This window comes from Pseudomonas sp. THAF187a (assembly GCF_009363395.1).
GTDB lineage: Bacteria > Pseudomonadota > Gammaproteobacteria > Pseudomonadales > Pseudomonadaceae > Aquipseudomonas > Aquipseudomonas khazarica.
Genome location: NZ_CP045349.1, coordinates 5176457 through 5201267, shown reverse-complemented (window position 1 = coordinate 5201267; position 24811 = coordinate 5176457). Strand labels below are relative to the sequence as shown.

The 24811-nt window shown below is 66.7% G+C and carries 19 protein-coding genes; 10 read left to right on the top strand and 9 right to left on the bottom strand.

Going from position 1 to position 24811, the window contains the following annotated elements:
- Positions 1–68 precede the first annotated feature (68 nt).
- The gene (locus tag FIV02_RS24285) at positions 69–1463 is read right to left on the bottom strand and encodes an aspartate aminotransferase family protein (RefSeq protein ID WP_152490020.1); all 1395 of its coding nucleotides are present in this window, start codon (positions 1461–1463) and stop codon (positions 69–71) included.
- A 244-nt stretch (positions 1464–1707) separates the two neighbouring features.
- Here FIV02_RS24285 and FIV02_RS24280 point away from each other — a divergent pair, with 244 nt between their 5' ends.
- On the top strand, positions 1708–2361 hold the full coding sequence (locus FIV02_RS24280; RefSeq protein WP_150607227.1) for a GntR family transcriptional regulator: 654 nt from the start codon (positions 1708–1710) through the stop codon (positions 2359–2361).
- A gap of 107 nt (positions 2362–2468) precedes the next feature.
- On the opposite strand, the gene FIV02_RS24275 is transcribed toward FIV02_RS24280, so the two are convergent.
- Positions 2469–2876, bottom strand: coding sequence for an SMI1/KNR4 family protein (locus FIV02_RS24275; protein WP_037055555.1), 408 nt, complete (start codon positions 2874–2876; stop codon positions 2469–2471).
- Positions 2877–2982: 106 nt separating this feature from the next.
- Between FIV02_RS24275 and FIV02_RS24270 the strand changes: the two genes are divergently transcribed.
- Positions 2983–3459 (top strand): GNAT family N-acetyltransferase, encoded by a 477-nt coding sequence (locus FIV02_RS24270; RefSeq protein WP_150607225.1) that lies wholly within the window; start codon positions 2983–2985, stop codon positions 3457–3459.
- A 152-nt stretch (positions 3460–3611) separates the two neighbouring features.
- Here the strand turns inward: FIV02_RS24270 and FIV02_RS24265 are convergent, their stop codons facing one another.
- The 4 genes from FIV02_RS24265 to uvrD form a co-directional block, all read right to left on the bottom strand.
- The gene (locus FIV02_RS24265) at positions 3612–4457 is read right to left on the bottom strand and encodes a Tim44 domain-containing protein (protein ID WP_150607223.1); all 846 of its coding nucleotides are present in this window, start codon (positions 4455–4457) and stop codon (positions 3612–3614) included.
- 166 nt (positions 4458–4623) lie between these two features.
- Positions 4624–5706, bottom strand: coding sequence for a TRAP transporter substrate-binding protein (locus FIV02_RS24260; protein WP_150607219.1), 1083 nt, complete (start codon positions 5704–5706; stop codon positions 4624–4626).
- A gap of 52 nt (positions 5707–5758) precedes the next feature.
- Positions 5759–6859: a TRAP transporter substrate-binding protein gene (locus FIV02_RS24255; protein WP_152490019.1), complete on the bottom strand. Its 1101-nt coding sequence runs from the start codon at positions 6857–6859 to the stop codon at positions 5759–5761.
- Positions 6860–6885: 26 nt separating this feature from the next.
- A complete protein-coding gene (gene uvrD / locus FIV02_RS24250; protein ID WP_037055547.1) occupies positions 6886–9069 on the bottom strand; it encodes a DNA helicase II in 2184 nt (727 codons plus the stop codon).
- A 118-nt stretch (positions 9070–9187) separates the two neighbouring features.
- On the opposite strand from uvrD, the gene FIV02_RS24245 reads away from it, so the two are divergent.
- Positions 9188–10867 (top strand): molecular chaperone HscC, encoded by a 1680-nt coding sequence (locus FIV02_RS24245; protein ID WP_256663036.1) that lies wholly within the window; start codon positions 9188–9190, stop codon positions 10865–10867.
- Here FIV02_RS24245 and FIV02_RS24240 read toward each other — a convergent pair.
- Positions 10864–13536: a DUF805 domain-containing protein gene (locus FIV02_RS24240; protein ID WP_152490018.1), complete on the bottom strand. Its 2673-nt coding sequence runs from the start codon at positions 13534–13536 to the stop codon at positions 10864–10866. The genes FIV02_RS24245 and FIV02_RS24240 overlap by 4 nt on opposite strands.
- Complete coding sequence (locus tag FIV02_RS24235; protein ID WP_152490017.1) at positions 13533–14240, bottom strand: DUF1266 domain-containing protein; 708 nt, start codon at positions 14238–14240, stop codon at positions 13533–13535. The genes FIV02_RS24240 and FIV02_RS24235 overlap by 4 nt, the downstream gene beginning before the upstream one ends.
- Positions 14241–14546: 306 nt before the next feature.
- Between FIV02_RS24235 and FIV02_RS24230 the strand changes: the two genes are divergently transcribed.
- Together FIV02_RS24230 and FIV02_RS24225 are read left to right on the top strand one after the other, a co-directional pair.
- Positions 14547–17429, top strand: coding sequence for a bifunctional diguanylate cyclase/phosphodiesterase (locus FIV02_RS24230; RefSeq protein ID WP_152490016.1), 2883 nt, complete (start codon positions 14547–14549; stop codon positions 17427–17429).
- A 121-nt stretch (positions 17430–17550) separates the two neighbouring features.
- A complete protein-coding gene (locus tag FIV02_RS24225; protein ID WP_152490015.1) occupies positions 17551–18216 on the top strand; it encodes a hypothetical protein in 666 nt (221 codons plus the stop codon).
- 38 nt (positions 18217–18254) lie between these two features.
- Here FIV02_RS24225 and FIV02_RS24220 read toward each other — a convergent pair whose 3' ends face one another.
- The gene (locus tag FIV02_RS24220) at positions 18255–18680 is read right to left on the bottom strand and encodes a VOC family protein (protein WP_152490014.1); all 426 of its coding nucleotides are present in this window, start codon (positions 18678–18680) and stop codon (positions 18255–18257) included.
- A gap of 108 nt (positions 18681–18788) precedes the next feature.
- On the opposite strand from FIV02_RS24220, the gene FIV02_RS24215 reads away from it, so the two are divergent.
- The 5 genes from FIV02_RS24215 to FIV02_RS24195 all read left to right on the top strand — a co-directional run bounded on the left by FIV02_RS24215 (position 18789) and on the right by FIV02_RS24195 (position 24725).
- Entirely contained in the window at positions 18789–19649 is an 861-nt protein-coding gene (locus FIV02_RS24215; protein WP_152490013.1) for a LysR substrate-binding domain-containing protein, read from the top strand.
- Between the two features lie 61 nt (positions 19650–19710).
- Positions 19711–20223 carry an RNA polymerase sigma factor gene (locus FIV02_RS24210; RefSeq protein ID WP_037055535.1) on the top strand — a complete coding sequence of 171 codons (513 nt, stop codon included), beginning with the start codon at positions 19711–19713 and terminating at the stop codon, positions 20221–20223.
- A gap of 98 nt (positions 20224–20321) precedes the next feature.
- Entirely contained in the window at positions 20322–21290 is a 969-nt protein-coding gene (locus FIV02_RS24205; RefSeq protein WP_152490164.1) for a FecR family protein, read from the top strand.
- Between the two features lie 206 nt (positions 21291–21496).
- Complete coding sequence (locus FIV02_RS24200; RefSeq protein ID WP_306106440.1) at positions 21497–24088, top strand: TonB-dependent receptor; 2592 nt, start codon at positions 21497–21499, stop codon at positions 24086–24088.
- Positions 24089–24158: 70 nt separating this feature from the next.
- On the top strand, positions 24159–24725 hold the full coding sequence (locus tag FIV02_RS24195) for a heme acquisition protein HasA (RefSeq protein ID WP_152490012.1): 567 nt from the start codon (positions 24159–24161) through the stop codon (positions 24723–24725).
- The last annotated feature ends 86 nt before the right edge of the window (positions 24726–24811 follow it).

The following is a 24811-nucleotide window of genomic DNA, read 5'->3' as shown; positions in this document are numbered from 1 at the left end:
CGTCTGTGGGAGGCGCTTCAGCGGCGACTGTCGCGGCTGAAGCCCCTCCCACAGGCATCCTTTGGGGCTTACTCGCGGGCGCCGGGGATGGCCAGCAGCTCGCTCAAGGCCTGGTCGAGCGTGACGATCAGCTTGTCCACATCCTCGGTCGTGGTGCTCGGGCAGCACAGGGTCATGTTGTGGAACGGGGTGATGAGGATGCCGCGGTTGATCAGGTACAGGTGCAAGGCCATCTGCAGCTCGTCATGGAAGGCGGCCTCGGCTTCGGCCCCGGTGCGCGGCGCTGTGGCACAGAACTGGAATTCGCAGCGTGCGCCCAGCTCGGTCACCGACCAGTCGAGGCCGTGCCGGCCGATCAGCTGACGGAAGCCTTCGGCCAGGCGCGCGGCCAGTGGCAGCATGCGGTCGTAGGCGTCCTGGGTCATCACCTGCTCCAGGTTGGCGCGCATGCAGTGCATGGCCAGGGCGTTGGCCGACAGGGTGGTGCCCATGCCGCTGTGGCCATGACCCTGGCTGCCTTCGCTGGCGCGCTGGCGGGCTGCGTTCATGGCGCTGGCCATCGCCGCGCTGCAGCCGAAGATGCCGCAGGGCACGCCGCCGGCGATGGGCTTGCCGACCACGAAGAAGTCCGGCTCCAGCCCCCACAGGCGGGTACAGCCGCCGATGTCGGTGGAGATGGTATGGGTCTCGTCGATGATCAGCAGGCTGCCGTACTGGCGCGTCAGCTCGCGGCAGCGCTGCATGAAGCCCGGATCGGGGAGGACCATGCCGATGTTGGTCATCGCCGGTTCGCAGAGCAGGGCGCAGACATCACCCTGGGCCAGGGCGGCCTCCAGTGCTGCGACATCGTTGAAGGGGATGGCGCGGCTGTGCTCGGTCAGGTCGTAGGCCTGGCCGATCAGCCCCGAGCGGTGCACCGTCTGGCCGTCCCTGTGGCGCACCATCACGTCATCGACGGTGCCGTGGTAGCAGCCGTCGAACACCAGCAGGGTCTTGCGCTGGGTGATGGCGCGCGCCCAGCGCAGCACGTAGCGGTTGGAGTCGGTCGCCGTGGCGGTGACCTGCCAGTACGGCAGGCCGAAGCGCTGCGCCAGCAGTTCGCCGCAGACCACGGCATCCTCGCCGGGGAGCATGGTGGTCAGGCCGTTGCCGGCCTGTTCGGCGATGGCGCGGGCCACGGGATCGGGCGAGTGACCGAACATGCTGCCGGTGTCGCCCAGGCAGAAGTCGATGTACTCATGACCGTCCACGTCGAAGAAGCGTGCGCCCTTGGCGCGCTCGACGAACAGCGGCACCGGTGTCGACCAGTCGGCCATCCAGTGCATCGGCACGCCGCCGTACAGCGAATGGCGTGCGCGTTCGGCCAGGGCTGCGGATTTCGGGTTGCGGGACAGGAACAGCTCGCGCTCGGCAGCGACGAAACGCTCCACGGCGGCTTGGCTGATACCACTGGCAGTGGTCATGGGAAGTACCTCGATGGGGTTTCGTGCATCATATTTTGTGATCACAAAATAGTAAACGGTAGGATTTATCCGTTAATTCAGGCAGTAAACTGCTAATTTGTGATCACAGAATATTTACGCTATAGCGCTTTTTCACACAAAATCCATATCGACGTAGACTTGTCGGATTTTCCAGCGGAGCCTTCCATGCGCGACTGTAGCCTCACCCTTGCTCAACTGCCGGCACCACCGAGGGAGCCGGCCCATGGCTGACAACCTGCAGGAACAGCTGTACCAGAACATTCGCTCGGGCTTGCTGGCCGGGCGCTTCCAGCCGGGCCAACGGTTGAAGATCCGTGACCTGGCTGCCGAGTGGGGCACCAGCCCGATGCCGGTCCGCGCCGCCCTGCAGCGGCTGGTGGCCGAGGGGGTGCTGGAGGGCGAGCAGCAACGCTCGGTGCGGGTGCCATCGATGACGCGTGAGCGCTACGAGAACATCTTCCAGGTGCGCCTGGCGCTGGAGGGCATGGCGGTCGAACTGGCGACGCCACGGCTGGACAGCGCGGACCTGGCGCTGCTGCGCGACTGCGTGCAGCGCATGGATGCAGCCATCGAACGACGCCAGGTGCAGGACTACCTGAACGCCAACAGCCAGTTTCATCTGCACCTGTACGGCGCGTGCGGCAACCCGGTGCTGCTGCGCTCGATCGAGGCGCTGTGGCTGCAGATCGGTCCCTTCTTCAACCGCCTGTTCACCGGCGCCGACCTGTCATTGCGGCTCAACGACTTTCACGAGGACGCCTTCGCCGCCATCGAGGCCGGCGATGCCAAGGGGGCGCGCCAGGCCATGGAGCAGGACCTGCTGTACTTCGCGCGGTTTCTGCTCAACCTGCTGGCGCTGGAGCAGGGCGAGGTGTGAGCCGGGTTTGCCTGATGGGGTGTGCCGGTCGCGGCTGAAGCCCCTGCCCCTGCCTCGGGTTCAGGTGTAGCGGCCAGCCGTGTGCGGCGCTTTGGTGGCGACGCCGATCAGCTTTCCAGCCAGACGTCGCGGCACCAGTGCCAGACCGAATCCCAGCTCTCGTCGGTCAGCTCACCCTCGTCGCCGTCCCACAGCCACACCTGGCCTTCCACGTCCACGGCGTAGTAGTCGCGGCCGTCCTGGCACAGCGGCACCAGGTCGCGTGGCAGGCCGAGGTCCCAGGCCACCGAGGCCACTTCCGGCAGGTAGGTGTGCGATTGCGGGTCGCTGGCGGTCACCGGCTCCAGGCGGCCATAGACCACGTCGCTGACCTTGAGCAGGAACTCGCGCAGTTCGAAGGGCAGGTGGATGAGGATCTGCTCCTGAATCTCCACCAGGGTCTCTTCCTCCGGCAGCTCCAGCGGTACCGGCACCGGTTCGTTGAGTTCGCGCAGCTGTTCGATGACTTCTTCCACAGTGTCGGCTCCTGATGCGGTGGGATCGGCTTTATACAGTAGCTGCTGGGTGGAATGAAAACCTCCGGGCGTCGCGGCATACTGCTGATTTTTACGGAGCGCCCCTATGCCGTCTCTCTCCTGGCAATGCCTGCACCACCGCGAACTCGATACCGCCACGCTCTACGCGCTGCTGGCGCTGCGTACCCAGGTGTTCGTGGTCGAGCAGAACTGCCCGTATCTGGAAACCGATGGCCAGGACCTGCTGGGCGACACCTGCCACCTGCTGGCGCGCGACGAGCATGGCCTGGTGGGCTATCTGCGCCTGCTCGATCCGCAGCGCATGGACGGTGAGGTGGTGATCGGTCGGGTGGTGATCGCCGCGTCGGCACGAGGCAGCGGCCTGGGGCACCAGCTGATGGAGCGGGCGCTGGCCGAGTGTGGGCAGCGCTGGCCGGGCGTGCCGTTGTACCTGTCGGCGCAGGCGCACCTGCAGGGCTACTACGGGCGCTATGGCTTCGAGCCGGTGACCGAGGTCTACCTGGAGGACGACATCCCGCACATCGGCATGCGCCGGGCGGCGGGCGACCAGGCGTCCGGCTAGGTCGCCGCTGCAGCGCCCGCTCGGATGCGCCCGCAGCGCTGCTGCCGAACGGGCTGACGGTGTTGCAGGAGCGCTCCCGGCCGCGCAGGCCGGCCAGGGCCGAAACGAAAAACCCCGGGGCTTGCCCGGGGTTTTTCATGCTGCGCTGCTGATCAGTTCTGGCGGATGCCGGCGATCAGCCAGGGCTGGTTGTCGCCCTGGGCGCGTTCCAGGCGCCAGCTTTCGCTGAACGCTTCGCCCTGGTCGAAGCGCGAGGTCTTCGACAGGCCGCTGAAGGTCAGGGTGGCGATGGTCTTCTCGGCGTTGTCGTCGACGCCGTCGAGCTGCACGTCGAGCTCGTCGATGTAGGTGGACTGGAAGCCGTCACCCAGCTCGGCGCGCTCGCGCTTGAGGAAGTCCAGCAGTTGCGGGGTGACGAACTCGGCGATCTTGTCCATCTCGTTCGCGTCCCAGTGCTGCTGCAGGTTCATGAAGTGCTCGCGGCCGGCAGCCAGGAAGCTCTGCTCGTTGAACCAGGCCGGGGCGTTGATCACCGGGCGCGCCGCCGCAGCGCCGCTGCCGCCGAAGATCGAGGTCGGTGCGGCCTGGGCCGGCATTTCGCGCTGGTACGGAGCGCCAGCGGTGGCGGCTTGCGGCTGCTGCTGAGCACGACGGGCGGCGAGGAAGCGGAAGATCAGGAAGGCGATCAGGCCGAAGATCAGGAAGTCCATGATCTGCAGGCCTTCGAAGCCATCACCCATGAACATCGAGGCGAGCAGGCCACCGGCGGCCAGGCCGGCCAGCGGGCCGAGCCAGCGCGATGCGCCGCTGGCGGCAGCGGGTTGACGACCTGCGGTGGGCGCGGTGGTTGCCGGTTGCGACTGCGGCGTGGCCTGGCGAGTCTGGTGGCTGGGCGCGGAACCGAAGGACTTGCCGCCGCCAAAGCGCTTGGCGTGGGCTTCGAAGCTGAAGGTCAGCGCCAGGCACAGGACCATGGCGATACTGAGGAAACGCTGCATCACGGTTTTCTCTCTTGTGGAAAAGCTTGGGCGGCATCTTGCCCGGCAAGGATGGGCGTGGCCAGTGACAGAATGTTTCTGGCTTTTGCCTGGAGCGGCAGGCCCCGCGCGGACGAAATCCGCGCGCCTGCCCGAACGACGAACGGAGCCCGCAGGCTCCGTCCATTCAGCGCCAGTCGTAGAGTTCCTTCTCCGACAGCGCCTGCATTGAGGTCGCCAGTGCCTGGAAGGCCTGCATCGAGGCCCAGATGCGGCCGTTCAGTTCGCTCTGCGCGGCCAGTTCACCGAGTACCTGTTCGGTTTCCTGCTGCATGGCCAGCAGCACCTCGTCGGGGAAGCGCTTGAGCAGCGTGCCGCTTTTCTTCAGCTCGTCCAGCGCCAGGGCGTTGTTGAACACGTAGTCGTCCATCATGTCCAGGGTGGAGGCGCGGGCCGCCTCGGTGACGATCGCCTGCAGGTCGGGCGGCAGGCTGTCGAAGGCCTTCTGGTTGATCAGCAGCTCCAGCACCGACTGCGGTTCCTGCCAGCCGGGGTAGTAGTAGTACCTGGCGGCCTTCTGCAGGCCGAAGGCGAGGTCGTTGTAGGGGCTGACCCAGTCGGTGGCATCGATGGCGCCGGTCTGCAGGGCGGTGAAGATCTCGCCGCCCGGCAGCACCACGGTGGTGGCGCCGAGGCGACTCCAGACTTCGCCGCCGATGCCCGGCATGCGGATCTTCAGGCCCTTGATGTCGGCCAGGCCGTTGATTTCCTTGTTGAACCAGCCGCCCATCTGCATGGTGCTGTTGCCCGCCGTCAGCGGCTTGAGGCCGAAGGGCGCGTAGGCTTCGTCCCACAGCGCCTGGCCGCCGCCATGGCTGAGCCAGGCGTTCATTTCCAGGGTGGACAGGCCGAAGGGAACGGCGCCGAAGAACTGCGCGGCCGGCACCTTGCCCTTCCAGTAGTAGGGCGTACCGTGGCCGAGCTCGGCGGTGCCACGGGAGACGGCATCGAACACTTCCAGCGCCGGCACCAGCTCGCCAGCGGCGTAGACCTTGATGGTCAGGCGCCCGGCGCTCATGGCGTTGATCCGCTCGGCCAGACGCTCGGCGGCGACGCCGGTGCCCGGGGCGTTCTTCGGCCAGGTGGTGACCATCTTCCAGTGGAAGCTTTGCGCAGGCGCCTGGGCTGCGTCGGCAGGGGCGGAATCGTCCTTGCAGCCGGTCAGGCCGAGGGCGAGCAGGGGCAGGAGAAGCAGAGAGCGAAGACGCATGGACAGTCATCCCTAAGAAAAACGGGGCCTTCAGTGGCCCCGTTCGATTGGCTCAGCGCCAGTTGTACAGCTCTTTCTCGGTCAGTGCCTGCATGGCGCTGGCCTCTTCGAGGAAGGCTTTCTGCGAGGCCCAGATGCGGCCGTTGAGATCGCTCGCCGCCGCCAGTTGCTCGAGCACGGCTGCGGACTGTTCGCGCATGGCCTGCAGCACGTCGTCCGGCAGGCGCTTGAGCTGCACGCCTTCGGCCTTGAGGCTGCCCAGCGCCTTGGCGTTGTTGAACACGTAGTCGTCCATCATGTCCAGGGTGGCCGCGCGTGCCGCCTCGACGACGATGGCCTGCAGGTCGGCCGGCAGGGCGTCGAAGGCCTTCTGGTTGACCATCGACTCGACCACCGCCTGCGGCTCCTGCCAGCCCGGGTAGTAGTAGTACTTGGCGGCCTTGTGCAGGCCGAAGGCCAGGTCGTTGTAGGGGCCGACCCAGTCGGTGGCGTCGATGGCGCCAGTCTGCAGGGAGGTGAAGATCTCGCCGCCGGGCAGGTTGACGGTGATCGCGCCGAGCTTGCTCCAGACTTCGCCGCCGAGGCCCGGCATGCGGATCTTCAGGCCCTTGATGTCATCCAGGCTGTTGATCTCCTTGTTGAACCAGCCGGCCATCTGCATGGTGGTGTTGCCAGCGGACAGCGGCTTCACGCCGAACGGCGCGTAGGTCTCGTCCCACAGTGCCTGGCCGCCGCCGTGGCTGAGCCAGGCGTTCATTTCCAGGGTGGACAGGCCGAACGGCACGCTGCTGAAGAACTGCGCGGCCGGTACCTTGCCTTTCCAGTAGTACGGGGTGCCGTGGCCCATCTCGGCGGTGCCGCGGGAAACGGCGTCGAACACTTCCAGGGCGGGTACCAGCTCACCGGCGGCGTAGACCTTGACGGTCAGGCGCCCGGCGCTCATGGCGTTGATGCGCTCGGCCAGGCGCTCGGCTGCGGTGCCGAGGCCGGGGAAGTTCTTCGGCCAGGAGGTGACCATCTTCCAGTGGATGGTCTGTGCGGGCGCGGCTGCGGCTGCGGTTTGCTCGCTGCCAGCCTTGTCTTCCTTGCAGCCGAGCAGGCCGAAGGTGGCCATCACGGCCAGGGCGGCGCCGAACAGGTTGCGGCGATTCATCGATGGTTCTCCAGATACGGTAGGTTCTAACAGGCTTCCAGCTTGGCATAGGCCAGCATCAGCCACTTGCTGCCTTCGTTTTCGAAATTCACCTGTACCCGCGCCTGTGCGCCGGCACCCTCGAAATTGAGGATGGTGCCCTCGCCGAACAGGCTGTGTCGCACGCGTTGCCCCAGGTTGAAGGGCGTCTGCGGTACGGCGCTGCCGGCGAACAGGCTGCTGCCACCCATGGAACTGGTGTTCACCGGGCGGCTGACGCTGTTGTTCAGGCGGACTTCCTGAATCAGTGGTGCGGGTATTTCGCGGACGAAGCGCGATACCTTGTTGTAGGTCTCGCTACCGTAGAGACGCCGGGTTTCGGCGTAGCTGATCACCAGCTTCTGCATGGCACGGGTAATGCCGACATAAGCCAGGCGGCGCTCTTCTTCCAGTCGGCCCGGTTCTTCCAGGCTCATCTTGTGCGGGAACAGACCCTCTTCCATGCCCACCAGGAACACCAGCGGGAATTCCAGGCCCTTGGCGCTGTGCAGGGTCATCAGTTGGATGCTGTCCTCGTTCTCGGCGGCCTGGGTGTCCCCGGCCTCCAGCGAGGCGTGGGTGAGGAAGGCCTGCAGCGGGGTCAGCTCGTCGTCTTCGTCATTCTCGAAGGTGCGTGCCGCGCTGACCAGTTCCTCGAGGTTCTCCACGCGGGCCTGGCCTTTCTCGCCTTTTTCCGCTTCGTGGTAGGCGAGCAGGCCGCTCTGCTCGATGACCACCTGGGTCATCTGGTGCAGGGGCATCGCCAGGACCTTCTCCGCCAGGCCTTCGATCAGCTCGATGAAGCCGCTCAGGGCGCTCGAAGCGCGGCCCGGCAGGGCCTTGTTGGCGAGCATCAGGCGGATCGCTTGCCACATGTGCACGTCATGCGCGCGGGCGTATTCGCGAATGGTCTCGATGCTCTTCTCGCCGATACCGCGCGCCGGCACGTTGATGATGCGCTCCAGCGCGGCATCGTTGCCGCGGCCGTCGAGCAGGCGCAGGTAGGCCATGGCGTTCTTGATCTCGGCGCGCTCGAAGAAACGCTGCCCGCCATAGATGCGGTAGGGGATCTTCTCGCGCAGCAGCGCCTCTTCCAGCACCCGCGACTGGGCGTTGGAGCGGTAGAGGATGGCGATCTCGCTGCGCTTGAGGCCGTCCTTGCGCAGGGCGTCCTCGATGCTCTCCACCACGTAGCGGGCTTCGTCGTGCTCGTTGAACGCGGCGTACAGCGCCAGGGGCTCGCCGTCGCTGCCGTCGGTCCACAGCTCCTTGCCCAGGCGCCCGTTGTTGTTGGCGATCAGGGCGTTGGCGGCCTTGAGGATGCCGGCCGTGGAGCGGTAGTTCTGCTCCAGGCGGATCAGCTGGGTGTCGGGGAAGTCGCTGGAGAACTGCTGGATGTTCTCGATCTTCGCGCCGCGCCAGCCGTAGATCGACTGGTCGTCGTCGCCGACCACCATGAGGCTGTCGCCGCCCTTGGCGAGGAAGCGCAGCCAGGCGTACTGCACGGCGTTGGTGTCCTGGAACTCGTCGACCAGGATATGGCGGAAGCGCCGCTGGTAGTGTTCGAGCAGGCCCGGCTTGTCGCGCCAGAGGTCGAGCGCGCGCAACAGCAGCTCGGCGAAGTCGATCACCCCGGTGCGGGCACAGGCCGCCTCGTAGGCTTCGTAGATGCCACGCATGGTGGCGAGGAACAGGTCGCCGCCCGCCTGGATGTGCGCCGGGCGCAAGCCCTCGTCCTTCTGGCCATTGATGAACCACTGCGCCTGCTTGGCCGGCCAGCGCTGTTCGTCCAGGCCGAGGTCGCGGATCACCCGCTTGATCAGGCGTTGCTGATCGTCGGAGTCGAGAATCTGGAAGTTCTCGGCCAGGCCGGCTTCCTGCCAGTGCGCGCGCAACAGGCGGTGGGCCAGGCCGTGGAAGGTGCCGACCCACATGCCCGCCGGGCTGTGCCCGAGCATGTCCTCGATGCGCTGGCGCATCTCGGCGGCGGCCTTGTTGGTGAAGGTCACCGACAGGATCGAATGAGGCGAAGCACCCATGGCCTGAATCAGGAAGGCGATGCGGTGCACCAGCACACGGGTTTTCCCGGAGCCGGCACCGGCCAGTACCAGTTGGCGGCCAAGCGGGGCAGCCACGGCCTGGACCTGGGCGTCGTTGAGCGAAGCGAGGAGGAGTTCGGGGTCGTTTTGCATCGCGGCATTCTAGGGGGCCGGACAGGGGAGGGCAAACCGTGTCGACCAGGCGGTTTGCCGAGGCCTGCGCGCGGAGTAGACTGCGCCTCTCAATGGATCTGAAGGAGTCGTGACGCCGATGTCTACCGGTACCCACGCCATGGAAAGCCCCCTGCTGGGCATCGACCTGGGCACCACCAACAGCCTCATCGCGGTTTGGCGCGAGGGGCGTGCGGAGCTCATTCCCAATGCCCTCGGCGAGGTCCTCACGCCGTCGGCGGTGAGCCTGGACGAAGATGGCAGCATCCTCGTCGGCAGCGCTGCCCGTGCCCGGCTGACCACTCATCCACTGCGCAGCGTGGCGGCATTCAAGCGCTACATGGGCAGCGACAAGCGTTTCACGCTGGGCGACCGCCAGTTCACCCCGGAAGAACTCTCGGCGCTGGTGCTCGGCTCGCTCAAGGCCGATGCCGAGGCGCACCTCGGCATGCCGGTGAGCACGGCGGTGATTTCGGTGCCTGCCTATTTCAGCGATGAACAGCGCAAGCGCACGGTGTTCGCGGCGGAGCTGGCCGGGCTGCGCGTCGAGCGCCTGATCAACGAGCCGACCGCCGCGGCGATGGCCTACGGCCTGCACGAGCAGCAGTTCGAGCGCACCCTGATCTTCGACCTGGGCGGCGGCACCTTCGACGTCACCGTGCTCGAATACGCGCTGCCACTGATCGAGGTGCATGCTTCCACCGGCGATAACTTCCTGGGGGGTGAAGATTTCACCGAAGCCCTGCTCGGGGCCTGCCTGGACGATTGGCAACTGGCGCGCAGCGCGCTGGACAGCCAGGCGCTGGCGAGCCTGGAAGATGCCCTGGAGCAACTCAAGCGGCGCCTCGCCGACGGTCCGCAGACGCTGGACTGGATGGGCCGCCAGTGGCAGCTGGACGAGGCGCGTGCCCTGCAGATCTGGACGCCGCTGCTGACCCGTCTGCGCCAGCCCATCGAACAGGCCCTGCGCGATGCGCGGCTCAATCCGCGCGATCTCGACAGCCTGGTGCTGGTCGGCGGTGCCACGCGCATGAGTGCGGTGCAGCAACTGGTGGCGACCCTGTTCGGCCGTCTGCCCTACCGGCACCTCGACCCGGACACCATCGTCGCCCTCGGCGCCGCCGCCCAGGCCGCCTGCAAGGCGCGCGACCATGCCATCGAGGAAGTCATCCTCACCGATGTCTGCCCCTATACCCTGGGGATCGCCTCGCGCCGCAGCGACGAGCAACCCGGCGCCTTCTCGCCGATCATCGAGCGCAACACGGTGATCCCGACCTCGCGGGTGCAGCGCTACTACACCACCCACGCGCAGCAGGAGTACATCCGCATCGAGGTCTACCAGGGCGAGCGCCCCTGGGTGCGCGACAACATCTTCGTCGATGCCTTCGAGGTGAAGCTGGCCCAGACCGGGCAGGTGCAGGCACTGGATGTGCGCTTCAGCTACGACATCAACGGCCTGCTGGAAGTGGACGTGACCCTGGAGAACGGCCAGCGTCACGGCCATGTGATCGACCGCAGCCCCACCGGCCTGAGTGCCGAGGCACGGGCCACCAGCCAGGCGCGCCTGGCCGGTTTGAAGATCCACCCGCGCGATACCTTGCCCAACCGCACGCTGCTGGCACGCCTGGAACGCGCCTGGATGCAGACCCTGGGGGCCGAGCGCGAGCAGATCGGCCAGTGGCTGGACGAGTTCCAGAACGTGCTCGGCACCCAGCAGGAGCAGCCGATCACCGCCGCGCGGCAGCGCCTGGAGCAGCAGCTGCAGGCGCTGCGCTTCTAGCCGGCCGGCGGCTCGCGGAAGCCGTTGAGCTGGCGCAGGCGGGCCTGCAGGCCCTGCCCGGCGTCGGCCCGTCGGCCACCGGGCGGGCCGTAGCGGTTGGGCAGCGGGTCGCCTGGCCAGAAGAACAGCAGCAGCGCTATGTAGGGCATGAAGAAGCTGCCGGCCAGCAGCATCACCAGGGTGCCGGCGCCACGGCTCATGTCGTGCAGGCGGCGCAACTGGCAGCCGATCAGCGCCAGGCCGATGACCAGCAGCGTCGCCAGGGCCAGACCGTTGCCGGCCTTGCTGGCGAGGCCGGCCAGGGGTACGGCGATCGCCGCCAGGGCGATGGTCTGCAGGGTGAAGTTGAGCCGGTTCAGGCGCCCGCCCAGTCGCCAGGGTTGCCACTGCGCGCGCAGGCTGTCGGGCTGATGCCGAGGCAGCAGGCGTTCGCTGCGTGACAGCAGCAGGGTGATCGCCAGGCGCACCGCGATGGGTGTCACGGTGCTGTCCTTGGCCTGCTGCAGCGAGCGCAGCTGACCCGAGGTGGGAACGCCAGGCTTGGTCTGATACAGGGTGCGCATCGACTCGAAGATCGTCTGCATGGTCGAGAAGGGCAGTCCGTTGTCCTTGCAGATCGACTGCGCCAGGGACTCGGGACGTGCCTTGACCAGGCCCTCGCGGAACGCGTCGAACCAGGTGCTGGGCCCGGTGAAACCGTGCAGCCGCTGCAGGGCCTGGTCGCGCAGCGCGCGCGGCAGGTCCGGGTCGTGGTAGAGCAGGGCGTCGAGGATCATCTGGCCGAGGGGATCGCCCGCCAGCTCATGGCCGTGGTGCCGGGCGCCGGCTTCGATCCGGGCGACCGAGGGCAGCCGGCGGCTGCCCAGCAGCACGCTCGGGCTGACCAGTTCGGCCGCCAGCAGTCCCTGCAAGGCATCGCCTTCGTCGAGGTCGAACAGCCACTGCTGAGGCGCGGCGTCGGCCGCCAGCCACTGCGTCTGCAAGGCATGGGCCGGATGCTCGGCGGAGGTGGGCACGCGCCCGACACGCTCACGCAGCCGTCCCAGCCACTGCAGTGGCTGCTCCAGCAGGCCGATCAGCAGCAGGGTCTGGCGCTGCAGCTGCCAGCGCGCCTCGGGCTCGGCGGGCAGCGGCGGCAACGGCTGTCCCGCTTGCAGCAGGCGCAGTTGCAGCTTCAGGCAATAGGGATGCAGACCGTCCGCCAGTGGGGCGAGCACGTCCTGCAGGCGTTGCAGGGTGTCGGGCGCATAGTGGCGCAGGCGGCGAAGCCAGCTCAGCATCTGCGCGCGGGCGACGGTGTTGTCGCCCAGGGCCTGGGGCAAGGCCGCGCCGGGCGTGGCCAGCGCATGTTGCAGTGCCTGCACGGCGGGCGATTCGCGCAGCCATTGCAGCTGTTGCCCGGCCAGGTAGGCGAAGCCTTGCTGCACGATGACGCCGAGCGGGTGCTCATCGGCCGTCAGGTTCAGCAGCGGCTCGATGTCCGCCGCCTCGCCACGCTGCAGCAGCCAGGCCTGGCGATACAGGCGGGTCAGCGGCGTATCCAGTGCGCTGAACAGTTCGGCGAGGAACGGCCATTCGCTGTCGCCCAGCTGCCAGGCGACGAAGGTGCGTGCGAGGGCCGGCAGGTCGGTGTCGGCCGCGCGCAGCCAGCGGGCCAGGGTCTGCGGGCTCTGCGCCGGCTCGCCATCGCCCAGGCGGTTGTCGTCCAGGGCGTACTGTCGGTCCACATCCTGCTGGCTGCGGTCGCAGGCCATGATCAGCAGGGGCAGGTGCTCCGGCGCATGGTAGGCGCTCCACGCCAGCAGCCAGGCGGCCGCTTCGGGCATCTCGCGTTCCAGCCACAGGCGCGTCCACAGGTCGAGGGCATCCTGGTCATGGTGCTGCTTCTGCAGCGCCAGCAGGTAGAGGATGTCGAGATCGTCCGGCTGCTCGGCGTGACGCGCCTGGTAGTGCTCCAGGGCACCGCTGAGGGCCGCGCCGGCCAGGGTGCACTGACGGTACAGGTGCGGGTAGTAGGCCGGGTCGGCGGGCATCGGCAGGCACAGGTGCAGGGAGCTCCAGCCGCGGAACTCCTGCAGCGGCCGGTTCTGGAACAGGTGCTCGAGGGTGCGCACGTACCAGAGGTTCTCCACCTGCGCCACGCTCGGCCAGTCGCTGAGGGTGGCGAGGTCGAACGGGTCGGGTTCGGCGATGCGCTGCAGCAACTGGTCGAGCGGCTCGGCTTCTTCGAAGGGCAGCTGCATCAGGCGGTTGGCCCAGGCCATGCGCTCGGTCAGCAGCTGCGCGCAGCGGTGCGACAACGGCCCGTTGCTGAGCAGCAGGTGACGCAGCGAGCCGTCGATGCTCTCCAGCACGTCCAGCGGCAGCTGGTCCAGCGCCCGGCAGTAGTCCTGCCAGGCCTCGGGGCGAAAGCGCCGGCCGGCATCCTGCAGCAGCTCGACGAACTGCTGCACGGCCTGTTCGCTGGCGCTGGGCAGTGCGGCCGCCTCGCCGGCCTCGCTCGCTTCGCCGCGCGCGTGGCGCAGGGCATCCTCGTAGGCACCGCGCAGCGCCTGGAAGCCCTCGGGGTCGCGCTCCGGATGGACCTCGGGCAGGCGTGTGCGGTAGGCCGTGCGAATGGCGTTCTGATCGTCTGTCGGCTCGATGCCGAGGTGTTCCCAGCAACTCATGACCAGTCGAATGCCTCCAGCGATTCAGGTTTTTCCGGCAGATCCAGCTCCAGGTCCCAGTGCAGGTCATCCAGTCCTGCCGCCGGGTTCATCGCCAGCTCGCGTGCCAGCGCGACGTGCGTCGGGTTGCTGCCCTGGCGGCTGATGCACAGCGCCAGCTCGTCTGCCTGCTCGTGGCCGAGGCAACTCCAGTAGCTGCGGCCGATGAGAAAGCCGGCCAGGTAGCTCTGCCAGTTCTGGTAGTAGTAGCGCGCCCGCAGGCTCAGGCGGCTGTGCAGCCAGAGGCTTTCCTCGAGGCTGAGCCAGCCGTTGAGCTGACCGATGCGGGCGAGGAAGCTCATGCGCCCCAGGTCCCAGGCGCGAATACCGCCGGAGCCGCACACCAGGATGGTATCGGCGACGTAGCGGTAGGCGACCTGCTGGCTGGCGTCCAGGCTGTCGACCAGCTTCTGCCATTCGCTTGGCAGCAGGCGCGCGTTGTCCCAGTAGGCGCCGCTCAGATCGCTGGCATGGCCGTTGTCGGTCATGCGCTGGATCATCGCCAGCAGGGCCGGGCGATCGGCGATGTCCCAGGACTCGGTCAGGTCGACGAATTCGTTGTCCGGGTAGAAGTTCGGCAGGTCGTAGCGGGCGTCGTAGCGGGCATTGATCGCCACCATCGGTGCGGACAGGGCGAAGAGCCAGCGTCGTTGCAGTTCATCCATGGGCTGAGGGCCATTCTTCCTTGAGCGGGAGGGCGCCATCCTAGGAGCTGTTGGCAGGGGGCTGCAAGTGCCTCGCGGCGTCCCGGGCGAAAGCGCTCAACCGATGACTGGCAGGTCAGCCGGCCAGTGTCCGCGCGCGTTGCGCCCATGGCGCGGGACGCCCGCCGAAAGTTGGACGCCAGGTTGTGAAATTGCCCACATCTCTGTTGGGCACAGCGTCTGTCTCGGGTATTCTGCCGCCACGTCAGGGCTGCGACCGCCGCTTGCGCGGGCAGGCCCTCAGGCACCATTACAAGAACATCGCCTATGACCGCCACTACTAGCGCCGCAATCCAAGAGATGACGCTGGACCCGCAGCAGACCGAGCATCAGTTCGCCACGGATATCGCCGTCGAGCGCACGCGCCTGCTTTTCCAGGGCTCGCGTCTGCCTACATTGCTGATGTTGCTGGTCGGCTTGGCCTGCCCCCTGCTGCTGTGGCATCAGCAAAGCGTGCCCCTGCTCGCGCTGTGGCTGGCCTGGGTGGTGCTGCTGGTGCTGCTGCGCCTGACCCAGGTGAAGGCCTTCGACGACGCCCTGCCCAGCCGCCAGGCGGAACCCTACTGGCGCCGCGTGTTCCTGCTCGGCGCCGGTGCCTCGGGGCTGAGCCTGGCCTTCGCCGTGATCGTCCTGGTGCCCGCCGATGTGTTCTACCACCAGGCCCTGGTCTATGGGCTGATCGCCGCGGCCATCCTCTCCGCCAGCGTCGCCTACGCGGTCAGCCTGCCGGCGTTCCTCACCTTCGCCTTGCCCTGCCTGCTGCCGTCGGCGGCCTTCCTGCTGCTCAGCGACAACAGCCTGCAGCGCGGCTGGGGGCTGATCAGCGTCATTCTCTTCCTGGCACTGCTGGTCGTCGCCTGGCAGGTCAACCGCCTGGTCCAGCGCAGCCTGTTGCAGCGGTTTCACAACCTGGCGCTGATCGCCCATCTGGAGCACGCCAAGCAGCGCGCCGAAGGGCTGAACGGGGAGCTGGCCAGCGAGGTGGAGCAACGTCGTCGCGCCGAGCGCGAGCTGCGCGATGCCCATGGCGAGCTGGAAATGCGCGTGGCCGAGCGCACCCTGGAGCTGGACGAGGCCACGCACGCGCTGGGCAAGAGCCAGGCGCGCCTGTCGCTGGCGCTGGAGGCCAGTGAGCTGGGGCTGTGGGACTGGGACCTGCAGAGCGACCAGGTGCACCACTCGCACCTGCGCGAGCTGTTCGGCCTCGACCCCGAACAGGTCAGGGAGATGCTGCGCGACCTGCGCCCGCGCCTGCATCCCGACGACCTGCCGACGTTGCGGCGTGCCTTGCTCGAGCACATGAAGGGACGCAGCGAGGACTATCACGTCGAATACCGCGTACGCCACGCCGACGGGCACTGGGTGTGGGTCGAGGACCGTGGCCGTGCGGTCGAGCGCGACTCCAGCGGGCGCGTGCTGCGCATGCTCGGCACCCGCCGCAACATCAGCGCACGGCGCCAGCAGGAGCAGCAGCAGCGGCTGGCGGCGATGGTCTTCGAAGCGGCCAGCGAGGGTATCTTCATCCTCGACCCGGACTACCGTCTGCTGGCGGTGAACCGTGCCTTCAGCAGCGTGACCGGCTATTCGCGGGACGAGGTGCTCGGGCGCCGGGTCACCAGCCTGCTCGGCAGCGACGAGATGCGCCGCCAGTACCTGAGCATCCGCCAGGAACTCGATGGCAGCGGCAACTGGCAGGGCGAGCTGATCGAGACGCGCAAGAGCGGCGAACTCTACCCGCAGTGGTTGCAGCTCAACATGGTGCGTGACGCGGCCGGGCGGCCCAGCCATATCGTGGGCTTCTTCGCCGACCTCACGGCGCGCCGCGAGGCCGAGGAGCGCCTGCGCTACCTGTCGCACTACGACGAGCTGACCGGCCTGGCCAACCGCACGCTGTTCCGCGAGCGCCTGCACGAGGCCAGCCAGCGTGCGCGGCAGACGGGACGCAGCATCGCCCTGATGCACATCGACCTGGACCGTTTCAAACTGCTCAACGACAGCCTTGGCCATGAGGTCGCCGACCAGCTGCTGCGGCAGATGAGCCGTCGCCTCACCCAGACCGTGCCGGAGGCCGACTGCATCGCGCGCCTGTCCGGTGACGAGTTCGCCATCATCCTCGATGCCTACGGCAGTCTCTCCAGCCTGGCGCGGGTGGCCAGCCGTCTGCTGGCCAAGCTGCGCGTGCCGATGACCGTCGGCGGCCACGAGCTGGTGGTCAGCGCGTCGCTGGGGATCAGCCTGATGCCGGACTATGCCCGCGAGGTCGGCACGCTGATCAGCCAGTCGAACATGGCCGTGCAGCATGCCAAGCACCTGGGCGGCAACACCTTCCAGTTCTTCACTGACAACCTGCAGGCCTGCACCCTGGGGCGCCTGCAGCTGGAAAACCAGCTGCGCAAGGCGATCGACGAGGGCCAGCTGGAGGTGTTCTACCAGCCCAAGCTGAACCTCGCCGACGATCAGCTCAACGCCGCCGAGGCGCTGGTGCGCTGGCGTCATCCGCAGCAGGGGCTGGTGCCGCCGGGCGAATTCATCGGCCTGGCCGAGGAGACCGGGCTGATCACCGCGATCGGCGAGTTCGTCCTGCGTCAGGCCTGTCGCCAGGCGTGCGAGTGGCAGCGCCAGGGGCTGGCGGAGATTCGCGTGTCGGTCAACCTGTCCGTGCACCAGCTGCGCCAGGGCAATCTCACCAGCCTGGTCCGCCAGGTGCTCGAGGAGACCGGGCTGGCGCCGGAGTACCTCGAGCTCGAACTGACCGAGAGCCAGCTGCTGGACAACGTCGAGAGCGTCATCGTGACCTTCCAGCAGCTGCGCGCGCTGGGTGTGAAGCTGGCGATCGACGATTTCGGCACCGGCTACTCCTCACTCAGCTACCTCAAGCGTTTCCCGGTGCACTACGTGAAGATCGACCAGACCTTCATCCGCGACCTGTCGCCGGGTGGCGAGGACGCGGCGATTACCCGCGCCATCATCGCCATGGCGCACAGCCTGGAGCTCAAGGTGGTCGCCGAGGGCGTGGAGACCCAGGCGCAGATGGACTACCTGAAAAGCCAGCACTGCGATGAGATCCAGGGTTTCCTGATCAGTCGTCCGGTGGAGGCGAGTGCCTTTGCCGAGCTGCTGCGCGCGCAGATCGAGCGCGCGCCGGGTTGAGCCGCGTTTCCTCCCTACCCAGTCACGGCTGAACGCTGCGGGCGTGACCGGCGCAAAGATGGCTGCGCCCCGCGTGCCGCTGCGCGATGCTGCGGGCCTCGCTCACGACAAGGAGGACCCGATGGCCAAAGCCCCCAACCTGAGCCTGTCCCAACGCCTGCTGCTGGCTTCGCAGCGCATGGCGCCAGTGGCGGTGAAAGCGGCGCTGGTGCAACAGCTGGGCGCCGAGCAGGCTGCGCAACTGTCGCCGCACATGCCGCCGGCGCAGTTGCGCGAACTGATCATGACGCTGCCCATCGAGTTCCTTGCCGAGGTCACCACGCACCTCGATCCGCGCGGCATCCTCGATACCTACCTCAGCCTGCCCGACAGCCTGCACCTGGAGGTGGCCCGGCGGTTGTGCGTGATCGGGGCCTTCGCCACCGCGGCGCGCTATGCCGAATGCCTGTCGCCCAGGCAGGTGAAGGTGCTGATCTACGGCATCCACGACGCCGACCAGGTGCTGCAGATCGCCCGTCATATCGTCGACATCGAGCTCATCGTGCAGAGCCTGCGCAGCTTCTCCACCAGCTACCTGTGCAAGCTCACCGAGGCGGCCGCCGCCGATGCCAACGTGGCGCTTTCCGCTCGCGTGCTCAGTGGCCTGCCGCTGTCACGTCAGGCCGATATCTGCACCCATCTTGCGCCAGCCGTGCTGGAGCCACTGCTGCCGCTGCTGCTGCAGGCCAATGCGGCGCTGCGCGAGCTGTTGCCCGAGCCCGCGCAGCCTGTAGCCGAGCTGCCCTAGGCGCGCACCGAGCCGGGCGGTTGGCGGCGGCGCCGGACCTAGCGCGCGAACAGCTGGCCGATGTCCTTGAACGCCTTGAACTCCAGGGCGTTGCCGCACGGGTCGAGGAGGAACATCGTGGCCTGCTCGCCGACCTGCCCCGCGAAGCGCACGTAGGGCTCGATGACGAAGCGGGTGCTGCGGCTGCGCAGGCGCTCGGCCAGCGCTTCCCAGTCGGCCCAGGCGAGCACCACGCCAAAGTGCGGCACCGGTACGTCGTGGCCATCCACCGGGTTGCTCACCGCCGACTCCTGGTGGGCCATCTTCGGCGCCTGGTGGATGACCAGCTGGTGGCCGAAGAAGTCGAAGTCCACCCAGTGCTCGCTGCTGCGGCCCTCGGCGCAGCCGAACACCTCGCCATAGAAATGCCGCGCGGCGGCCAGGTCGTATACGGGAATTGCCAGGTGAAAGGGAGCAAGGGCCATCACGGAGTACCTCTGTTGGTTTTTGCTCCAGCCTACCAACAGCAGAATTGATCGAAAGCGAATATCCTTGCTCGCAAGCTCAAATATTTTTGATCGATAGGGGCCGCCGTGCTGCGCGAGCTGAGAACCTTCGTCACCGTCGCCCGCCTGGGTACCTTCGCCGCGGCCGGCCAGCAGGTCGGCCTCACCCAGTCGGCGGTCAGCGCCCAGATGCGTGTGCTCGAACAGCAGCTCGGCGTGCGCCTGTTCGACCGTAGCGGCCGCAGCGCGGTGCTCAATGCCGCCGGCCGGCATGCCTTGCCGTTGGCCGAGCAGATGCTCGCCCTGTACGGGCAGATGGCCCTGCCGCCAGGGGCTGGCGACTGTGTCGGCGAGTTGCGCGTCGGCGCCATCGCCACCCTGCAGACCGGTCTGTTGGCCGAGGCGCTGCCGCGTTTTCACCAGCTGGCGCCACGGGTCGAGCTGAAGCTGGTGCCGGGTGTCTCGCTGCAGCTGTTCAGTCAGCTCGATGCCGGCGAGCTGGACCTGGCCTTGCTGATCAAACCGCCGTTCGCCTTGCCCAAGGAGATTCTCGAAGTGCCGCTGGCGCGCGAACCTTTCGTGCTCGTCGCCCCTTTGCACGTCGAGGGGGATGACCCGCTGCGGCTGCTGGCCGAGCAACCATTCGTGCGTTACGACCGGACCTCGTTCGGCGGCCGCCAGGTCAGCCGCTTCCTGCGAGAGCAACGCCTGACTGTGCATGAGGCGCTGGAACTGGACGAACTGGAAGCCATCGTGCGCCTGGTGGAAAACGGCATGGGGGTGTCGCTGGTGCCGCGTGCCGGCCTGTGGCTGCAGCGCCCGACCCGACTGCGGGTGATCGAGCTGGGCGCGTTGACCTTCCACCGCGAACTGGTCGCCTTGTTGCGCCGGGCACAGCGCCAGCCGGCACTGGACTGTCTGCTGAGCTGCCTCGAGTCGATAAATTGAAAATGCTTCTCAATAAAAATAAGATGCCGCTTTCCTATCGCCCAAGACCAGGGATGCACGATTGTCGGACTTGGATCTCAAAGGCCTGTTCCAGAAGCACGCCAAGACCCTGCACAGCTTTCTGCTGCGCAAGAGTCGCGACCCGCAACTGGCCGCCGATCTCACTCAGGAGAGCTTTCTGCGTCTGGCCGAGCAGAGCGGCGGCGAGCGCATCGACAATTCGCCGGCCTACCTCTACCGTACGGCCAGCAACCTGCTGATCGACCACCAGCGCCAGCAGATTCGGCGCAGGACCGACCTGCTCGGTGATGACCTGTTGCATGAAATCGAGGCCGAAGGCAGCTCGCTGGACGACATCACCGCCGCGCGCCAGCGTATCGAACGTCTGCAGGAGGCCGTCGCCGAGCTGCCGGCGCGGACTCAGGAGATCTTTCGCCTCAACCGCATCGAGGGCCTGACCCACGCCCAGGTGGCGCGTCAGCTGGAGATCTCCGACAGTTCGGTGCAGAAGCACCTGGCACGCGCCCTGGCGCATGTGATGGAGCGCGTGCTCGAGGTGGACGAACAGGCATGACGATGGTTTACGGTAAAACCCCGCGTCGCACGTCATTACTTGAAACGGGTATCAGCCGCCCGCTCCGCAGCGACCTATAACGAGAATCCAGAGTGAGCGTGATTAGCCAAGATCCGCAGCAGCGGAGCATCCGTGAGGCCGCCGCCGAATGGGCGGTGCTGCTCGCTGACGATGCACTCGACGACGCCCGGGCCGAGGCGCTGCAGCACTGGTTGCAGGCCGATGTCCGGCATGCCGAGGCGCTGGCGTTCGCCCAGCGTACCTGGGCGACCCTGGCGGGTCTGCCGGGCGACAGGCCCCGGCAGCATCGGGCGCCGCCAGTGGCCTCTGCCAGGCCCCAGCATCCCGTGCGCAAGGCGCGCCTGCGGCGCTGGGGCGCGGCGGCCTGCCTGGCGCTGCTGCTCGGTGGCCTGGGGCTGAGCCAGCGCGACCGCCTGTTGCTGCCGCTCATGACCGACCATCGCACCGCCAGCGGCGAGGTGCGCAGCCTGACGTTGGCCGATGGCAGCGAGGTGATCCTCGACAGTGCCAGTGCCATCCGCCTGGACTACTCCGCGACCCGGCGGCGGGTGGAGCTGCTGGCCGGTGCCGCCATTTTCCAGGTGGCGCCGCAGGCGGATCGGCCGTTCGTCGTCGAGGCGTCCGGCGGGACGGCACGCGCCCTGGGCACGCGCTTCCTGGTGCGGCGCGAGGCTGACGAAGGCGCTCTGGTCGGTGTGCTGGAGCACGCCGTGCAGGTCAGTGCCGGCGGCCAGCAGCAGCGTCTGGAAGAGGGGGACAGCGTGCATTACGACGCCTCGGGCATCAGCGACGTGGCGCTCGACCTGCAGCGTGTCACCAGCTGGCAGCGTGGCTTGCTGGTGTTCGACCGCGTGCCGCTGGCGCAAGTGGTCGAACAGCTCAACCGCTATCGCAGCGGACACATTCTCCTCGGCAGCGAGGCGCTGGCACAGCGCGAGGTGAGCGGGGTTTTCCGCCTGGATGCACTCGACGATGCCCTGGCCACCCTGGCGCGGGAAATGCACCTGCAGCGGGCAGAAATGCTGGGCATCAGCCTGATCTACTGAGGCGCATCGAGGCGCTCCGACAGGACCGGCAGAAAAAATTTCACGATTTCCTTACTGAGTTTCTCCGGGTTGCGCGTCTTTGTTGGTAGTGATTTTCATTATCAATAAAGAAAGCCCTGGGGTTAGTCGTGAGTCGTCGTCGTTCTGCAGCATCACCTGCTCTCCGTCATCCTTCATCCGTGTTGCTCAGTGGTGTCGCGCTGGGCGTGGCCCTGGCCTTGAACGGCGCCGCGCTGGCGGCCGAAGCCGTGGCCGAGGCGCGCTCGACCCATCACGAGGTGATGGCATTCGACATCCCCGCGCAACCGCTGGACCGCGCTGCCCTGGCCTTCGCCGAGCAGACGGGGGTGCAGGTGTTCTTCGACAGCGCACGCCTGCAGGGCTTCGCCAGTACCGCGCTGAGCGGGCGCTACCCGCTCGACGAGGCGCTGCGTCGCCTGCTCGGCAGTGCGCCGGTGGATTACCGCTTCGACGGCCAGCGTCAGGTCACCCTGACCCGCCGTGCGCTGCGCGATGAACAGACGCTGCAGCTGCAGTCGACCACGGTGCAGGGGCGCCAGCTCAGTCAGCGCCAGGAAACCTACCTGCAGCCACGCTCGGTCGCGGTGATCGACCGTGAGCAGATCGACCGCACGCCGCCTCATCATGCTGCCGATCTGCTCGAGCAGTCGGCGGGTGTTTATACCGCCGTGAGTCAGCAGGACCCCGGGTTGTCGGTGAACATCCGCGGGCTGCAGGACTACGGTCGGGTCAACATGAACATCGATGGCATGCGTCAGAACTACCAGCAGAGTGGCCATCAGCAACGCAATGGCAGTATGTATGTCGACCCCGAACTGTTGTCCGGCGTGGTGATCAGCAAGGGCGCCAGCTCCGGGCTGGGCGGCGCGGGGGTGATCGGTGGTGTGGCCGAGTTCCGTACCGTGGAGGCGAGCGACTTTCTGCGCGATGGCAAGGAGGTTGGTGGCCGGCTTCGGGCGACCAGCGGCCTGGGTGGCTTGGGCAACGGTACTCACTTCATCGGCAGCGGTGTCTTCGCTTTTGGCAACGATGCCTGGGACGTTCTGTTGGCGGGTAGCGAACGCAATCTGGGCAACTACGAGCCGGGCTCCAACGGGCGTATCGGCGAAATCCGTACCCAGGCGGGTACGGCCAATGACGCAACCGAGCGCTTGAAAAACTCCACGGTCGACTATTCGGCCAACGAGATGCGCTCGTTCCTCGCCAAGTTCGGCCTGAACCTCGACGAGACGCAGCGCTTGCAACTGAGCTATCTGCGTACCGAGGTTTCCTATGACGATGCCAACCTGATGAGTGTCAGCGGTGATCGGCTCTGGGAGAAACTCGGCAGCAGCGAGGTGACCTCGCAGAACCTGGCCCTCGATTACAGCTACGACCCGGAAAGCCCGCTGATCGACTTCAAGGGCAAGCTGTACTTCGTCGAGAATCGCAACGAGCAGGACAATCTGGCGCGCGGTAGTTCGCCGGCCTACCAGATCGAATACCGTACCCGCACTATTGGTCTGCAGCTGGAGAACACCTCGACCTTCGCGCTCGGTCAGCTCAGTAGCCTGGACTTCAACTACGGTGCGGAGTTGTTTCAAGACAAGGTCAGGCCCAAATCGGATCAGCAGGCTGAGAGCGCGGCCGTTTCCTTTCCCTATGTCGAAGGCATGACGCCGTCTGGCAAGCGCGGCATGGCCAGTGTGTTCGGTGAGTTGCGCTTGCACTATGACGACTGGCTGACGGCCAGCGCCGGGCTGCGCTACGACCGCTATCGGCTGCAGGGTGAAACCGGCATGACCATCCGCCGCTTCACGCCGCCTGCGACCTTTACCCAGGAAGCGCTGACATTCGATGTGGATCGTGAGGAGGGGCGCTTCTCGCCGACCTTCGGCCTGGCGATCAAGCCGGGCCTGGACTGGCTGCAGGTATTCGCCAGTTACGGTAAGGGCTGGCGCCCGCCGGCGGTGACCGAAACGCTGATCTATGGGCGGCCGCATGGCGGAGGTGGTGAGTGGATGTATCCCAACCCCTACCTCAAGCCTGAGCGTTCCAGTGCCTGGGAGGTTGGCTTCAACGTCTTTCGCCAGGGCTTGTTGCAGGCCAACGACAGTCTGGGCATCAAGGTTGCCTACTTCGATACGCGGGTGGACGACTTCACCTACATGGCCATCAACCGGCAGGTGCCGGGGTTCGGTACGGGGCCGACCTTGGGCACTGTGGCGCATGTCAACGACCTGACCTCGACACGCTTTCGCGGTGTCGAGTACCAGGCCAACTACGACAACGGACGCTTCTACGCCGACCTCACCTACACCCACATGATAGGCAAGAACGAGTACTGCTCGAAGAATGCCTGGTTGGGCGGCGCTGAGCGATTCGGTTTCATACCGGGCGTCGGTGTTGGTTCGATCCCGGATGACTATGCCAATTCGCTGGTCAGTTGTGGCGGCCTGATGGGCAGCTCCGAGTACATGCCGATGGATCGAGGCTCGCTGGTGCTGGGGACCCGCTGGCTGGATCGCAGGCTGGATGTGGGCACACGTATCCGTTACAGCGAGGGCTATACCGAGTCCTACACCGAGCGCAACCTCGAAGCCATCTACCCGGCCGACTGGGCCTCTTATGTCGTCTACGACTTCTTCGCCGGCTACCAGGCCACACCCCAGACTCGGCTCAGCCTGTCCCTGGAGAACGCCTTTGATCGTGCCTACTTGGTGCCGCTGGGGGATGTGTATGCCTTCACTCTTAGTCGCGGCAGAACCCTGACCGGCAGCGTCGAGTACCAGTTCTGAGAATTTGCTCATCCCGAGCGAATCGCGGCTCGTTGGCGGGCCGTGAATGACACCGATAGGAGATCAACCCATGAGTCTGTCCATTTCCTACAGCGCCACCTATGCCAGTAACTCGATCAGCAGTTACCTCTCGGCCTGGGAGCTGACCTTCGCCGACAACAACCACACCAGTGGCAACGTCAACGAGGGCAGCAACACCGGCGGTTTCTATCCGGGCTACCTGAGCGGCACGCAGTACGCCATCTCCGGGTACGAGAGCACCGGCGCCTTCGTCGCCGAAGGCACCCTGAGCTACAACATCACCACGCACGTGCTGTCCGGTGACCTGGATAACGTCAACCTGGGTGGTTATCTGTACAAGGATGCCAGTGGCTACCACCTGTTCGACGAGCAGGCGACCTTCGATGGTCTGGGCCTGAGCGGCACCGACGTGCACAACACCATTTACGCCCTGATGTCCGGCAACACCGGTGAGCTCGAAGCACAGCTGAACGACATCCTCGACGACTACGGCGTCTCCACCGACGACACCTTCGACGTGGTCGCCGCTGCCCTGGCAGCCGGTCCGCTGAGCACGGGCTCGGCCGAAACGGTTGGCGTACCGGAGCTGGCCGACGACCTGGCCCTGGCGGCCTGATCGGGCGGTGATGAAAAAGGCGGCGGGGAGATCGCTCTCCCGGCCGCCGGCAACGACCGCCGTGGTGCTGGCCTGAACAACTCGCG